The 16,046-nt window shown below is 54.3% G+C and carries 12 protein-coding genes; 9 read left to right on the top strand and 3 right to left on the bottom strand.

Annotated elements, in window-relative coordinates:
- The first annotated feature begins 23 nt into the window (after window positions 1-23).
- From dusB to hflX, 9 genes are all read left to right on the top strand, one after another.
- The gene (dusB, locus tag KO497_RS05545; protein WP_215942970.1) at window positions 24-1,004 is read left to right on the top strand and encodes a tRNA dihydrouridine synthase DusB; all 981 of its coding nucleotides are present in this window, start codon (window positions 24-26) and stop codon (window positions 1,002-1,004) included.
- Window positions 1,001-2,077, top strand: a complete 1,077-nt coding sequence (locus KO497_RS05540) for a two-component system sensor histidine kinase NtrB (RefSeq protein WP_215942969.1) — start codon at window positions 1,001-1,003, stop codon at window positions 2,075-2,077. Before dusB ends, KO497_RS05540 begins: the two co-directional genes overlap by 4 nt.
- Window positions 2,078-2,158: 81 nt before the next feature.
- Window positions 2,159-3,532 carry a response regulator gene (locus KO497_RS05535; RefSeq protein WP_215942968.1) on the top strand — a complete coding sequence of 458 codons (1,374 nt, stop codon included), beginning with the start codon at window positions 2,159-2,161 and terminating at the stop codon, window positions 3,530-3,532.
- A gap of 157 nt (window positions 3,533-3,689) precedes the next feature.
- Window positions 3,690-5,912 carry a sensor histidine kinase NtrY-like gene (locus KO497_RS05530; RefSeq protein ID WP_215943033.1) on the top strand — a complete coding sequence of 741 codons (2,223 nt, stop codon included), beginning with the start codon at window positions 3,690-3,692 and terminating at the stop codon, window positions 5,910-5,912.
- Window positions 5,913-5,932: 20 nt separating this feature from the next.
- Window positions 5,933-7,336 carry a nitrogen assimilation response regulator NtrX gene (gene ntrX / locus KO497_RS05525; RefSeq protein ID WP_215942967.1) on the top strand — a complete coding sequence of 468 codons (1,404 nt, stop codon included), beginning with the start codon at window positions 5,933-5,935 and terminating at the stop codon, window positions 7,334-7,336.
- A gap of 98 nt (window positions 7,337-7,434) precedes the next feature.
- Window positions 7,435-8,811, top strand: coding sequence for a Trk system potassium transporter TrkA (trkA, locus tag KO497_RS05520; protein WP_215942966.1), 1,377 nt, complete (start codon window positions 7,435-7,437; stop codon window positions 8,809-8,811).
- Window positions 8,811-10,367: a TrkH family potassium uptake protein gene (locus tag KO497_RS05515; protein WP_215942965.1), complete on the top strand. Its 1,557-nt coding sequence runs from the start codon at window positions 8,811-8,813 to the stop codon at window positions 10,365-10,367. Before trkA ends, KO497_RS05515 begins: the two co-directional genes overlap by 1 nt.
- Before the next feature lie 180 nt (window positions 10,368-10,547).
- Window positions 10,548-10,781 carry an RNA chaperone Hfq gene (gene hfq, locus KO497_RS05510; RefSeq protein WP_085849467.1) on the top strand — a complete coding sequence of 78 codons (234 nt, stop codon included), beginning with the start codon at window positions 10,548-10,550 and terminating at the stop codon, window positions 10,779-10,781.
- Between the two features lie 3 nt (window positions 10,782-10,784).
- Window positions 10,785-12,074 carry a GTPase HflX gene (hflX, locus tag KO497_RS05505; protein ID WP_215942964.1) on the top strand — a complete coding sequence of 430 codons (1,290 nt, stop codon included), beginning with the start codon at window positions 10,785-10,787 and terminating at the stop codon, window positions 12,072-12,074.
- A gap of 60 nt (window positions 12,075-12,134) precedes the next feature.
- On the opposite strand, the gene KO497_RS05500 is transcribed toward hflX, so the two are convergent.
- From KO497_RS05500 to KO497_RS05490, 3 genes are read right to left on the bottom strand one after another with little or no spacing between them, the layout of a single operon-like run.
- Entirely contained in the window at window positions 12,135-12,413 is a 279-nt protein-coding gene (locus tag KO497_RS05500; protein WP_215942963.1) for a hypothetical protein, read from the bottom strand.
- A 46-nt stretch (window positions 12,414-12,459) separates the two neighbouring features.
- The gene (locus tag KO497_RS05495; RefSeq protein ID WP_215942962.1) at window positions 12,460-13,452 is read right to left on the bottom strand and encodes a zinc transporter ZntB; all 993 of its coding nucleotides are present in this window, start codon (window positions 13,450-13,452) and stop codon (window positions 12,460-12,462) included.
- A 42-nt stretch (window positions 13,453-13,494) separates the two neighbouring features.
- Window positions 13,495-15,966, bottom strand: coding sequence for a penicillin acylase family protein (locus KO497_RS05490; protein WP_215942961.1), 2,472 nt, complete (start codon window positions 15,964-15,966; stop codon window positions 13,495-13,497).
- Between the last annotated feature and the right edge of the window lie 80 nt (window positions 15,967-16,046).

Genomic DNA, 16,046 nt, shown 5'->3' with positions numbered 1-16,046 from the left:
TAATATGCACAAGGATTAATCGCTTGCCCGTTCATTTGGCAGACATAACTCTAGACCCGCCGATCTTTCTCGCCCCTATGGCGGGGATTACGGATTTGCCGTTTCGCGATCTTGTCGCGTCCTTCGGCGCAGGACTTGTTGTGTCTGAAATGGTGGCGAGCCATGATATGCTGAACGCCCGCCCTGGTTCGCGCGAAAAGGCCGAGCTTGGCTTTGGGGTCGAAAACACCGCCGTGCAATTGGCGGGACGCGAGGCGCATTGGATGGGCGAGGCGGCCAAGATGGTCGAAGCCAACGGCGCACGCATTATTGACATCAATATGGGCTGCCCTGCGAAAAAAGTTGTGAGCGGCTATTCAGGGTCCGCATTGATGCGCGATCTGGATCACGCGCTGACCTTGATCGAAGCTGTCGTGGCGGCTGTCGATGTGCCTGTGACGTTGAAGACGCGTTTGGGTTGGGATGACGCTTTGCTCAACGCGCCGGAATTGGCCCGACGTGCAGAAGCCGCTGGCATTCAAATGATCACCATCCACGGACGCACACGCTGTCAGATGTATAAAGGATCAGCCGATTGGGCTGCGATCCGTGCCGTGAAAAATGCTGTTCGTATTCCTGTGATCGCCAATGGCGATATCACCTCGACCGACAAGGCCAAAGACGCGTTGGATCAATCCGGCGCGGACGGCGTGATGATCGGGCGGGGCGCACAGGGGCAACCTTGGCTTTTGGCGCAAGTTGCGGCGCATATTATGGGCGCGGCTGAACCGGTCGAGCCTGATGGACACGCATTTGCCGATATGGTTGCCGGTCATTTTGAGGCAGGCCTGTCGTTTTATGGCGTCGAAATAGGCGGGCGTGTGATGCGCAAACATCTGGGCTGGTACATGGATACGGCCAACACGCCAACTGGACTGCGTAAAGAAATTTTGACCCTCAAAGACCCGCGCAAAGTGTTTGACCACTTGCCGAGCGCTTTGTCTGAGAAAGGGAGAGCCGCATGAGCGCGACCTCATTTGAAACATTATGGCCCTCATTGCCGGTGCCATCGATCATCGTGTCAGATGATGATAAAATTTGTGAAGTGAATTCATCTGCCGAAGGGTTTCTCAACGCCTCCGCCAAATCGATGCGCGGCGTGCCAGTGATGGACAAGCTGGCGATTGATGCACCTTTGGAAGAGGCATTCGAGCGCGTGCGTCGTGATGATGCGCCAATGTTTATCAACAATGTCGATGTCTCAGGTGGCAACGCGGCACCTGTGCAATGCAATATCCAAATCGCGCCTTTGTCTGGCAAGCCTGGTTGGGTTTTGCTGTTGATGGAACCGCGCCAAATCGCAGATCGATTGGGGCGGTCGCATTCGGTGAAATCCTCTGCGCGCTCTGCCATTGGTATGGCCGAAATGCTGGCGCATGAAATTAAAAATCCTCTGGCGGGGATCACTGGGGCGGCGCAATTGTTGTCCATGGGGATTTCGGCCGAAGACCAAGAGCTGACCGATCTTATTGTTGAAGAAAGCCGCCGCATCGTCGCGCTTTTGGAACAAGTCGAGCAATTTGGCAACCTGCGCCCTCCGTCACGTCGCCCCATTAATGTACATGATCTGATTGATCGCGCGCGCAAGTCCGCGCAGTTGTCCTATGCGGCGTCGATGAAATTTGTCGAAGAGTTTGATCCTTCATTGCCGCCCACATTTGTCGATGGCGATCAGTTTATGCAGGTGTTTTTGAACCTGTTTAAAAACGCGGCAGAAGCATCTGACAAAAAAGAAGGCGGGGTGATCCGCATTCGGACGTTTTACGATTTGTCGCTCAGGTTGCGCCGCAAAGATGGCTCTGGCGCGGCCTTGCCGCTGCAAGTCGAAATCATAGACGACGGCCCCGGTTTGCCGCCTGAAATCGCTGGCGATATTTTCGAACCCTTTGTTTCGGGGCGTGAAAACGGCACCGGATTGGGCTTGGCGTTGGTGTCAAAAATCATATCGGATCACGAAGGTTGGATTTCGGTAGAGTCCAATCCTGGAAAGACTGTGTTCCGCATTTCACTTCCCGTGGCACCCAAAGAGCCGTCTTAGGGACGTGACTATTTCGTAATAAAAGGCTCGCGTTGCGGGCACCGTGTTAAGATCGATACGGGTACTTAAGGAGAGTTTAAAATGGACGGCACAATCCTCGTCGCAGATGACGACCGCACAATTCGCACGGTGCTGACGCAGGCTTTGACGCGGGCGGGATGTAAAGTACATGCAACCTCGTCCTTGGTGACATTGATGCGTTGGGTGGAAGAAGGCAAAGGGGATTTGGTAATCTCTGATGTGATGATGCCTGATGGCAATGGCTTGGAAGCCCTGCCCAAGATTGCCAAAGTGCGCCCTGGCTTGCCGGTGATTGTGATCTCGGCGCAGAACACGATTATGACCGCGATTCAGGCGGCCGAAGCCGAAGCTTTTGACTATCTGCCCAAACCTTTCGATCTGCCTGATCTGATGAAGCGGGCTGCCAAAGCGTTGGAAGTCAAACGCCGCGCCAACCCAGCGCCCTCGACCGCAAAAGCCCCCAGCGAAATCCAAGAAGATTTGCCTTTGGTTGGACGTACACCTGCGATGCAGACCCTGTACCGTTTGGTGGCGCGTGTGATGAACACGGATTTACCAGTCTTGATCACTGGAGAAAGTGGCACAGGTAAATCGCTGATCGCCCGTGCCATTCACGATTTTTCCGACCGACGGTCTTTGCCGCTGGTGGTGGTCACCGCCACGGAATTGGCGACGATGGAAGGGCCGGCTGCCGTGATTTCACGCGCTAAAAATGGCTCTATTTTGTTTGATGAAGTCGGTGATCTGGACGAAGAAGCTCAAGCGCGCATTGTGCGCATGTTGGACAGCTTCACCGATCATTCGCCTCGTATTATGGCGACATCTCAGGCCGATTTGAGCGCCAAAATGGAAAGCGGTGCCTTTCGCCAAGATCTGTTCTATCGCCTTGGTGGCGTGACCTTGTCGGTGCCAAGCCTGCGCGAACGTGTGGATGACATTCCTTTGTTGGCCGAATATTTCTTTGGCAAAGCCGACAGAGATGGCATGGCCTTGCGTCGCTTTACGGCGGAGGCCACTGAATTGGTGCGCGCTTATAGTTGGCCGGGCAATGTACGCCAGCTTGAAAACACCATTCGCCGCTTGATTGTCACAGCTCCTGAAGAAGAAATCACCCGCGCAGAGGTCGAGCTTGTCTTGGGCAACCAGCCTGCGATTGAACCGCTGCAGGGCGGCGGCGATGGTGAAAAGCTGGCGGCTTCTGTGAACAAACATCTGCGTCGTTATTTCGATTTGCATGGCGGTGTTTTGCCACCTCCCGGTCTATATCAGCGCATTTTGAAGGAAGTTGAGGGGCCGTTGATCGAAATCGCCTTGGATGCCGTCGGTGGAAATCAGGCTAAATGTGCTGATTTGCTAGGGATCAACCGCAATACCTTGCGTAAAAAGATCAATGACCTCGATATTCAGGTGACACGCCGCCGCAAATTGATGTAAAACCGCCACACCCGTGTTGATTTGGGCGCAGTGACAGAATCGTCACGCTTCTTGCGCTTCAAAAATACAGGGGGGTGGGGGAACGCCCCACGGTTTTGATATCAGTCTGGGGGCAGCTTTGCGCAAGCCTATAGCGAAAACAAGCTTGAACAAGCTGATGCGTCTGCGACGTGTGCGACGTCTTCAAAATTGGGCGACCATCGCCTTGTTTGCGCTGGGGCCTATCCTTGCTGTTGCCACATTCGTGGTTGTCGGACCGCTTGATATTTACGCCTCTTCGACCGCTTTGCGTGGCGTTCTTTTGTCAGATCTGGTCTATGTTCTTCTTGTCGCCGGATTGGTGGCGCAGCGTGTTGTTAAAATGATTGCGGCGCGGCGCGCCCATTCTGCGGGATCGCGTTTGCACCTGCGCTTGACTGGCGTTTTCGTGCTTTTGGCGCTTATTCCCACAGTGACGGTCGCTGTCTTTGCCGTCGTCTCGTTGAATTTCGGTCTAGAGGGCTGGTTTTCGGATCGTGTGCGCAATGTTGTTGGCTCATCTTTGGCCGCGGCTGAGGCCTATGAGGGCGAACATCGCGATGGTCTGGCCTCTGATACCCGCAGCTTGGCTGTCTTCATCACTGAACGCCGCCGTGCAGTGACGATTTTACCCGATGGCGCGCTGCGCGAAGTGCTTAATCAAGGGCAAGGGTTGATCCAGCGCGGCTTACGCGAGGCTTATGTTATCAACGGCGAGGGCGAGATCAAAGCGCGCGGCGAACGGTCCTATCTGTTCGACTATGAACAGCCCACGCCAGAACAATTGTTGCGTGCCGAAGCAGGTGAATTGGTTTTGATTGATGACTGGGACATCAATGAAAGCCGCGCTTTGCTGCGCTTGGCAGGGTTCTCTGATCGCTACCTTTATGTCACCCGCGATGTGGATGGGGCGATTCTAAGCTTGCTGGACGAAACCCAAGAAACGGTGACTTTGTACAATCAGCTTGAAAGCGAACGCGGGCGGCTGCTGTTTGAGTTTGGTCTCATTTATTTGGCTTTTGCGCTTATCTTGATTTTGGCCGCCACATGGGTTGGTTTATGGTTCGCCGAACGGCTTGCGCGCCCTGTCGGGCGTCTTGTTGAGGCGTCAAACCGTGTGAAAGAGGGCGATTTGACCGCACGCGTGTCCGAAGAGCAAGGCGATGACGAGATCGCCATTTTGGGCCGTGTATTCAACCAAATGACCCGCGAATTGAAAGTCCAACACGACACGTTGTTGGAGCGTAACGTTCAAATTGAACGTCGTCGCCGCCTGTTTGATTCCGTTTTGGGCTCTGTGACTGCCGGTGTGATCGCATTGGATTCCAAGGGCTGCATTTCATTGCTCAACCCATCCGCCGAAGGGTTGCTCTCGGTGGTTGACAGCGATGTGATCGAGGCGCCGTTGAGTGTTGCCGTGCCAGAATTTGGACCATTGTTCCAATCCTTGCAGGATCATGGACGCGAGGTCGTTCAAGATGAAATTCGTTTGATCCGGTCTGAGGCACAAGAAAGCCTGTTGGTACGGATCGCGCGCAGGCGGGATGTCGATGGCGCGCTTGAAGGCTATGTTGTGGCCTTCGACGATGTGACTGATTTGGTCAGTGCACAACGCATGGCGGCCTGGGCCGATGTGGCGCGGCGCATCGCGCATGAGATCAAGAACCCTTTAACGCCCATTCAATTGTCCGCAGAGCGTATTTTGCGAAAGTTTGGCAAAGGCATGGGCGAAGTGGATCGTGAGGCGTTAGAGCAATACACTTCTGTGATTGTGCGCCAGACCGGTGATTTGCGCCGTATCGTTGACGAGTTTTCGAAATTTGCCCGTATGCCAAGCCCAGAGCGGCGCGAGCAAGATTTGGTGGAATTGATCAATGGCGCTGTGCTGTTGCAGCGCAATGCGCAAGCGGGCGTCTCGATCGAGACCCAGATCGAACCTGCTATCGCAGTGGCCGAAGTGGACGCCACGATGATCGGACAAGCGCTCACGAACCTGATCAAGAATGCAGGGGAAGCGATTGAAGGTCTTGGCGAGCGGGGCCTGCCAATGGGGTATAGGCCGGTTATTCGGGTGGCGATGTCAGAGGACAACGGCCAAGCGGTCATCACAATCACCGACAACGGCATTGGCTTGCCTGAGGACCGATCTCGCCTGTTCGAACCTTATGTGACGACACGCGATAAGGGCACAGGGTTGGGATTGCCGATTGTGAAAAAGATTATCGATGAACACGGGGGGACGCTCACGTTAAGTGACGGCGTGCCTTTGGACCCGTCGGGGCGTATAGGAGCCTGCGCCACCGTAAAATTGGATTTGCTGGTTCCAGAAATAAATCAAGTAAAAGAAAAGCTTGCAGTGTGATTGAAGAGTGGGAGTAGGGCATGTCTGATATTTTAATCGTCGACGATGAACGCGATATTCGTGAGTTGATTGGGGACATTTTGCGTGATGAAGGGTTTGAGACCCGTTTGGCCGCGAATGCAGAAGCCTGTATGGCCGAAATCGATGCAGCCGTGCCGTCTTTGATGGTCTTGGACATCTGGTTGAAAGACAGCCACATGGATGGGATCGACATTCTGAAACATGTCAAACGTGAACATCCTGAGGTGCCGATTATTATCATCTCTGGCCACGGCAATATCGAAATTGCGGTGGCTGCGATCAAGCAGGGCGCTTATGACTTTATCGAAAAACCGTTTAACATCGACCAGTTGATGGTTGTTGTTGGCCGTGCGATGGAGACCTCGCGTTTACGTCGCGAAAACACCGCTCTTAAACGCAAAGATGGCGGTGAAATTGATATGATCGGCGGATCGGCTGCGTTCAAACAGTTGAAATCCAATCTTGAGAAAGTCACCAAATCCAATGGCCGTGTGATGCTCACAGGGCCTGCAGGCGTTGGTAAGGAAGTGGCGGCGCGGTTCATTCACAGCCATTCTGATCGCGGAGGCTATCCTTTTGTGACGGTCAGCTCTGCGACGATTGAACCCGACCGGATGGAAGATGTGTTGTTTGGGCGCGAAACGCCCGAAAAAGGTGTTGAAAAAGGGTTGTTGGAACAGGCCAACGGCGGCGTGATCTATTTCGATGAAGTGGCCGATATGCCTGCGGGCACCCAATCCAAAATACTTCGGGTTTTGGTGGATCAACGGTTCACACGTGTTGGGGGGACTGAAAAAGTCTCAGTCGATTTGCGGGTTATTTCGTCCACAAGTCGTGATTTGGCCCAAGAAATCGCTTTGGGCAATTTCCGCGAGGAACTGTTTCACCGCTTGAATGTGGTGCCGATTGAAGTGCCCGCACTGGAAAAACGCCGCGAAGATATTCCGGTTTTGGCCGAAGCCTTTATCGAGCAGTTCAACAAATTCCAAGGTCTGCCTTTACGCAAATTGTCCAGCGATGCCACAGCTATGCTGCAAACATTGGCTTGGCCGGGCAATGTGCGTCAGTTGAAAAATGTGATCGAACGTGTGTTGATTTTGGGCGATAGCACCGAAGATATTTCAGCGGACGAGTTGCCAGAACAATCTGCGCAAGGCGAAGACGATGGACGGTCTATCTTGTCACCAAGCATCGCCACCTTGCCGCTGCGCGAAGCGCGTGAATTGTTTGAACGCGAGTATTTGTTGACCCAAATCAATCGCTTCGGTGGAAATATTTCACGCACAGCGACCTTTGTTGGTATGGAACGCTCTGCGTTGCACCGCAAGTTGAAATCCTTGGGTGTGGTCACTGGTAATAAATCAGGCGGTCGTGTGGCTTATGTGCCTGAAGAGGTCGAATAACCCTCAGGTTCGATTGGATCGCGTTACGGGGACCGGACAAGCGTTGACCATGCGCGACAGGTGTGAGAACCAAGGCGTGAACAACAAGGGATGATGCGATGAAAGTCATCATTTGCGGCGCTGGCCAAGTGGGCTGGCAAATCGCACGCCAGCTGTCTGGCGAAAAGAACGATGTTACGGTTGTGGATAACAATCCCGACTTGGTGCGCCGTGCCACGGATACGTTGGATGTCCAAGGGATCGAGGGCTTTGCGTCTTACCCCGATGTGCTTGACAAAGCAGGGGCGCGCGATGCGGATATGATCATCGCCGCCACCCATTCGGATGAGGTCAATATGGTCACCTGTCAGGTGGCGCATTCGGTGTTCAACGTGCCGCGAAAAATCGCACGATTGCGGGCGCAATCTTATTTGACAGCGATCTATTCTGATCTGTATCGCCGCGATCACATGCCCATCGATGTGGTGATTTCACCCGAAAAGGAAGTGGCCGAAGCCGCCTTGCGTCGCCTAGCAGCACCTGCCGCCTTTGACACACAAGCGTTCTTTGGCGGCGTGGCGCAGTTGATCGGGATTTCGCTGGATGAAAGTTGTCCCGTTCTCAACACCTCTTTGCGCGAATTGACCGATCTGTTTTCGACCCTGCGGGCCATCGTGGTCGGCGTGCGGCGTGAAGGTTCTTTGTTTTCGCCCAACGCCGACGATCAGCTCTATGCAGGTGATGATGTCTATTTGTTTGCCCATTCCGAGGATCTAAAACGGTCCTTGGAAATTTTCGGCAAAACCAATCGCAAACAAGAGCGCGTGGTGATTTTGGGCGGTGGCAACGTTGGTCTGGGTGTGGCTCAAGCGCTTGAGGCACGGACTGAACGTGTGCGCGCGAAGGTGATTGAGAAAAACCGCATCATCGCAGAAAAAGCCGCCGATGCCCTTGAGCGCACGATTGTGTTGCACGGGGACGCTTTGGACAACGAGGTTTTGACCGAAGCAGGTATCGCGCGTGCAGATGCTGTTTTATGTGTGACCGACGATGATAAAGTGAACATGTTGTCGGCTGTGCGCGCCAAACAAGCGGGCTGTGCCATGGCGATTTGTCTGGTGAATGATCCGTCTTTGGTGCCCGTTTTGACGGCGCTCGACATTGACGCCTATATCAACCCACGCGCCACAACTGTATCGTCCATTTTGCGTCACATACGCCACGGCCGTGTGCGCAACGTCTATTCCATCGGGGACGGCGAGGCTGAGGTCATCGAGGCGCAGGTATTATCGACGTCGCCTTTGTCGGGGCGTCGCATTCGTGATATCGATTTCCCAGAGGGCGTTTTGATCGGGGCGGTTATGCGAGGCGACAAATACATGAAGCCCGCATCAGAAACCCGCATTGAAGAGGGCGATGTGATTACGTTATTCTCATTGGTCGCAGATGTTCCCGAAGTGGAACGCCTTTTGCAAGTTTCGATCGACTACTTCTAATGAACCGTTTCTCGCGAATGCCGTTCTTTGTTCAACTGATGTTGATCTGCTCTGGCGCGATGATGCTGCCGGCCATTTATGGCGGGCTGGTATCACAGTTCTTGGCCTCGCGGTCGTTCTTTTACTCTGGCATCTTATTTGGGACTTTGGCCTGTTTGGTCGCGATAACGCGGTTTCGCGGCGAGGACACAGAAGACCGTGACACCCGCAAGGACCGTGACCGCGAAGGGCGCAACCAGCTTTTGGTGCTCATAGCGGCCTACACTGTGCTGCCCGTGATGTTGGCTGTGCCATTCTCAGAAGCCATTCCCAACACCACCTTTTTCAACGCCTATTTTGAAATGGTCTCCGCGTTGACCACAACAGGGGCCACCGTGTTTGAAGACCCCAACCGCCTGCCGACAACGGTGCATCTTTGGATTGCAATTGTGGGCTGGCTTGGGGGATTGTTCGCTTGGGTGACGGCCATCGCCGTGCTGGCGCCACTCAACTTGGGTGGTTTCGAAGTCATTTCTGCGCGGGCGCCGACCACAGGAAATGTGGTCACATCAGGGGCCTCGCAAATCGTGCGTGTGGCCGCTGGACCTGAGCGGTTGTCACGCTACACACAACGACTTTTTCCTGTCTATTTAGGCCTGACTTTGGTGTTGTGGTTTGCTTTGGCGATGACGGGGGCCACGCCTTTTGTGGCACTGTGTCACGCGATGTCTACGATGGCGACCTCTGGTATTTCGCCTGTCGGTGGCTTTGTCGAAGGCCACTCTAATTTCGGGGCCGAGCTACTTGTCTTTGCTTTTTTAAGTCTGGCCTTGTCGCGCAAGACCTTCACTGTTGATCAAGTTGGCAATGACGTCAAACCGCTGCGCCGCGATTCAGAAATGAAGATCGCCTTGGTGTTGCTGGTTGGATTGCCGATTGTTTTGTTTCTGCGCCACTGGGGCGGCGCTTTGGGCGTGTCCGAGCAAAACAATGCGATTGCGGCACTGCAAGCCCTGTGGGGCAGCGCGTTTATGGTGATGTCGTTTTTGACCACCACAGGATTTGAAAGCAGCAGTTGGGATGCCGCGCGGCTGTGGTCTGGGCTGCAAGCGCCTGGGGTATTGCTGTTCGGTTTGGCTGTGTTTGGCGGCGGTGTTGCCACAACGGCGGGAGGCGTGAAATTGCTGCGTCTGTATGCTTTGGTACGTCATGGTGAACGTGAGATTGAAAAGATGATTTCGCCAAACTCTGTTGGTGGCGCAGGGGCAACGGCGCGTAGATTGCGCCGCCAAGGCGCCTATGTGGCTTGGGTCTATTTCATGTTGTTCGCGCTGACGATTGCCGTTGTGATGATGGCGCTGTCCTTGTTTGGTCTGCATTTTGAAGCCGCGGCTGTGTTCACGGTGTCCGCGTTGACGACCACCGGACCGCTTGTCTATTTTGCTGCCGAAGTTCCCCTCAGTTATGCAGACTTGGACTCGATCCCAAAAGCGATTTTGGCGGCCACTATGGTGCTGGGACGGCTTGAAATGTTGGCGATTGTTGCCCTGCTGAACCCTGAATTTTGGCGGCGCTGAGCTTTGAAATCTTCATGATTTGTTCCAAGTGGGCAATAATTGCGACGATTTGGGAACAGGTTAACGATTTAGGCGGGCTGAAATCTTGACATTCGGCTCAACATATTGCGAACGTACGCCAAAGTGCTGTCGTCAGAGAGGCAGTTCGCAACAAAAGCGCAAGAAAAAAGGCAAATAGATATGGCCGCCGATAAGCAAAACCTGCAAGACGCATTTCTAAACAATGTTCGTAAAGCTAAAGTTCCAGTGACAATTTTTTTAATCAATGGTGTGAAACTTCAAGGGGTGATCACTTGGTTTGACAATTTCTGTGTACTTTTGCGCCGCGATGGCCAGTCTCAGCTTGTGTACAAACATGCCATTTCGACCATCATGCCATCAACGCCTATTAGCCTTTACGACGGCGAAGAGTAAACCTTGCTAGAACATGATAAGCCGCTCACGCGGGCTTGGGTGATCCACCCAGACATTCAATCTGACCGCAATCGGCGTGATCCAGCATCTGGTCTAGCCGAAGCCGTATCCTTGGCCGCTGCTTTGCCATCCCTTGAGACCATCGGGGGTGAAATTGTGCGCCTGCCCAAGCTGCAGCCCGGTTGGCTGTTTGGCAAAGGCAAGATCGAAGAATTACGCCTGCGTTTGGAAGAAAACGAAATCGACCTCGTTCTTGTGGACGGACCTGTCAGTCCAGCCCAGCAGCGCAATCTTGAAAAAGAGTGGGGCGTCAAGCTGCTGGATCGCACCGGCCTGATCCTTGAGATCTTTTCGGATCGTGCGCGTACCCGCGAGGGTGTGTTGCAGGTCGAGATGGCGGCGTTAAGCTATCAGCGCACGCGTCTGGTGCGTGCTTGGACCCACTTGGAACGTCAACGTGGTGGTCTTGGTTTTGTTGGCGGTCCGGGGGAAACCCAGATCGAAGCCGACAGACGCGCCATTGATGATCACTTGAACCGATTGCGCAAACAGCTTGAAAAGGTTGTGAAAACCCGCGAATTGCACCGCGCTTCGCGTGCCAAAGTGCCGTTCCCGATTGTCGCTCTTGTGGGCTATACCAACGCTGGCAAATCGACCTTTTTCAATAAGGTCACAGGCGCAGATGTATTTGTCAAAGACATGTTATTCGCCACGCTTGACCCGACCATGCGTTCTGTCGTTTTGGACGCCCCGCAGGGTGGCACAGATCGCGAGATCATTCTGTCAGACACTGTGGGGTTCATTTCTTCGCTGCCGACACAGTTGGTGGCCTCGTTCCGTGCGACGCTGGAAGAGGTGCTCGACGCTGACCTGATCATTCACGTGCGCGATATTGCCCATGAAAAGACCCACGAGCAGGCCTTGGATGTGCGTACGATCTTGAACGATCTGGGCATCAAGGAAGATGCGCCGATGTTCGAGGTGTGGAACAAAATCGATCTGTTGGACGCTGAATCCCGTGAGGCCCGTTTGGCCCGTGCTGAAGTTGAGGACGACAAATTCGCGATCTCTGCCATCACTGGCGAGGGAGTGCCCGAACTTTTGGCTGCGATTTCGGGATTTTTCGAAGAAGAGAAAATCCGTCGTGAATTTGTGATCCCTTATTCTGAAGGCAAAAAACGCGCGTGGTTGTTTGAACAGCAAATTCTTGAAAGCGAAGAAGCCACAGAGCAAGGTTACGCAGTCACCGTTCTGTGGACGCCACGTCAAGAACAAGAATACCGCGAAATGTAAGGTCAAGCGCCCCTGTCATTTATGGCTGGGGCGCGGTCCATCTTTGCTGGATTAATGGGTCTAAAAGAACCCCGTGCGCCACACCCAAACACAGGTGCCAACTGCTGCCGCCAAAGCCAGTCCCATGATGCCGTGGCCGACTATGACGTGGCCATAGCTGTCGGACAACAACTCTGCGCCCTCGGCCGCCCAGCTAAATAGAATAAAGCGACTGGAGGATCCGATGGAACCGCCCGCGCGAATGTCATAGCCCCAATAGCCAATGAAACCAAACAGCAGACAGATGGATATGAAAGTGCTGGCGTAGTATCTGAGTTTGCTCCAAGCACTGTCGAACATTGCAGTCTCTTTGGTGTAATTGGTGGTTATCTTTAGAACGGATAGGTCAGCTGTCAAACATCTTCATCAGTTTGAACAGCCAAATTTGCCCCGCGCAGACCACGCCCAAGATGACGCAGACAATGGCAAAGCCCCAAGGGTTTTGCGCCAAGGGAATTCCACCAACATTGACGCCCAAAAGACCCGTAAGCAACCCCAGCGGCAAGAAAATTGCCGCCACGATCGATAGCAACAACATCTGCCGGTTCATGGCTTCGGCGCGTTGATCCATGATCTGATCTTGTACGATTTGCGCGCGATCTCGAATGGCGTCCAATTCTTCGGCCATGCGTGTCACGCGGTCTGCGGCCTCGCGGATACGGCTGCGATCTTGCGGCAAAAGCCACGAGACATCTTCGATTTCAAGTGTGGTCAGTGCATCGCGCTGCGGGAACATATAGCGCCTAAGCACCGTTGCTGTGTGGCGAATATCGGCCAGCGTGCGGCGCGCCTCGGACAGGGTTCCATCCGCGAGCGTGTCTTCTAAAGTGTCGATTTCTTCGTTCAGTGCTGCAACGATCGGTTCGGCGCGATCAGACAGGCGCAACGACAGTTTGGCGATGAAATCCCCCGGAGTCTCTGGCGCTTTGCCGCGATCCATGGCGTCAAACATATCGGCGATGGCTTTCAATGGGCGCTTCCAAACGCCGATGATGCGGCCTTGTTCGACCCAAAGACGCACGGAAATCATGTCTTCTGGGTCTGAGCCCTCGTTCAGATTAACACCACGCAGGTTGATAATCACGCCATCCCCGTGGACCGTGCTGCGTGGGCGGGTTTCATCAGCGGTCAACGCATCGATGACAAAATGGTCCAGATGAAACAGCGCCAACTCAGCCGCTGCGGCGTCACGATCTGTCCCGCAATGCACCCATGCAAACCCAAATACGCCTGCATCAGTGGACTCTGGCGTGACAGAAAATTCTTGCAACTCAGCAGCGCGCGCGGCGCCGTGACCGTCTAGGGCAAAAAGCTGCACCTTGGGTGAGGTGTGTGTCATGAGCGGTTCCAGACTTTGAAAAAGCGCGCCGGTTGGCGTTCTTTACGGATTGACGGTATCTTCGGGCAAAATATGCGTGATGCCGACACCTGCGGCGCGTGCGAGGGTCGGGTCCAATGTCATCGGCACATATTCCCCCCGCCGCCACAGCTCGCCCAGATCATCATAGTGACGCGACAGCGGATGCCCCGATTGACCTGTCGCGGTGATAAACACAGAACTGTCAGGATCGGCGAAATCATACACACCACGATACGCCGCCCCATGCACATTGGCAAAAGGTTGATCGCCTGTGCCAGCCGTGACGCCGCGCATCAGCGTGTTGTCGCCGCCAGAGGTGGATTGGCGAATGTTGACGATCCATTTGACGAAGGGCACTTTGCCAAGCACAGGATGTGAATGCTGCGCCGTGTGTGCATCGCCCCAACGCAGGGATTCCAAAGCCGTGCCATAGGTCTCGCCCACCCAAAGCAAGGCGTCATCCAAGGCAAGACTGGCAATGTTGGCGCAGGTCTCGGTGGCGGCAGATTGCAAAACATCACACCAGACTGAGGCCCCTCCGATGTCGCGGTAGACGCGTTCAATGAACAAAGGCTCAACATGGGTATAGGCATGCGCAAGCGGGCCAAGTTCGTCGCGGATCAAACGATCTTGCAACGCGCGCATCCAAGCGTAATAGATCAAGGGTTCGGGCAAATGTTCATTCATTTCGCCGTTCCATTCGGCCAACAGATTCAACGCGCGTTGACGTTGGCGTTCTGGTGTGCCCTCAGGGGCGGCTTCGCCCGTGAACCACAGATCGGCGGCAATCAGCGGCAAAAGTGAGCGCGCAGAATAAGACACGATATCGTTTTGCGCTTCGATAAAGCTTTCGCGGGTATGGACTTCGCGGTTTTGCATCAAACGTTTCCAGCGTTCAATGCGCTGCGTGTCGCCCCAGTGAAAACTCAAATGATCCGGAAAGGCCGCGTCGGTGGTTTTGTTATTTGTATTGCCAATGATCCCGCCAGAGGTCGGAGAGAACAACGGCAGATCGTCATAGGCACGAAACCCTTGCCATTGGTTCTCAGTGACCCAGCCTTGTGACGGAATACGGCCTTGGCTTTGGTGTGCCGCATCACGAATGGGCGCGCGGCCGATGGTTTTTTGCGCGATGTGATCAGGGTCCGCCAAGGCCAGATTGAGGGCAGGGGCGACAAAGTCACGACCCGCTTCGATCCCTTGGCGCACGGTGTCCGATTTCATCAGTTGCATTAAGGCAGACAGTGAGGTGTCGTCATGCGCCAAAGGCGTCCATGACACCGACACGACATAGCCCTTAGGGGTGACCGTGTTCAAATCAAAGGCCGTTTGCGGCAACACTGGTCCGTTGTCTGTCCATTGTAGCGTCAAGGTTTCGGGCGCTTGGTCTTTGATCCGCAAAATCGATTGTTTGCTGATCATCTTTTTGTAACCCTGAGGCGTCATAACTTCGTTTGGTGCGCTTGGGTTCACCTGTTCGATGAACAGATCCGCGTCATCGGTATAGGCCGAGGTGATGCCCCATGACAGCGCCTCTTTGCGCCCAGCCACAACAAACGGAATGCCAGGAATAGTCGCGCCGATGACGCCGCCGGTTTGCAATTCAACACGCGCCAAATACCACGCACCTGGGGCGCTGAAGCCCAGATGCGGATCATTGGCCATCAAAGACGCGCCAGATGCTGCGCGGTCTGGCGAGGCGGCCCAAACGTTTGAGGCCCCACCAAGGGGGGCTGCATTGAAACCTGCCATAGCATAGTCAACGCCAAGCTCAGGTGTGAAAGGCGCCACATCGGGGAACAGGCTCGCAAAGCTGTCCAGCAGTGCTGTTGGCGTGCCGGGAGCATCGGGCAAGATGTCTTTGACCCGCTCAGCCGGCAGCATCAAAGACGTGCGCGCACGCAGAACTTCGGTTGGAATATGATCCGACAACCGCAGCGCCACAAGTTTCAACAAAGCAATGGAATCCTCGGGGCGCCAATATGAGATTTCAGATGGAAACAAGAAAAACTCAGGCGCGCCGCGTCCCATTGCGCCTTTATTCACTTCGCCGATCCACGCATTCACGCCGCGCGCATAGGCGGTGAGTGCAGCTGTGGTTTCGGGCGTTTGCAAAGGGGCAGAGGCAACGGCAGCCTCATAAACCCCTAAGCGACGCATCAAAATATCGGTGTTTTTTGTCCGCTCGCCAAAAACTTCGGACAGTTTGCCTTGGGCGGTGCGGCGCAACAGCATCATCTGAAACAGGCGGTCTTGGGCATGGGCAAAGCCAAGGCCATAAAACACATCCGCGTCATTTTCGCCAAAAATATGCGGTACATTGGCGGTGTCGCGCGCAATCTCAATCGGACCTGTGATGCCGCTGACCTGATAAGAGGCGCTGTAATCGGGCAGGGATCGTGATCCAAGATAATAGGTCATATATCCGGCAAGCAGAGCCAGAATTGTAACGCCTGTGACGATGCGAAAAAGCCATTTGAAGAAAAGTGCCATGGGCTGTGCAGACCTGCTTATTGTGAACGCGGCGGTCCTGTGGTTTAGGACTCGTGACGCGTTAAATCACATATAGTCAG

It is taken from the genome of Pacificibacter marinus, assembly GCF_018860665.1.
Classification (GTDB): Bacteria; Pseudomonadota; Alphaproteobacteria; order Rhodobacterales; family Rhodobacteraceae; genus Celeribacter; species Celeribacter marinus_A.
The sequence above is the reverse complement of the archived record's forward strand: the minus strand, read 5'-3'. Positions and strand labels throughout refer to the sequence as shown.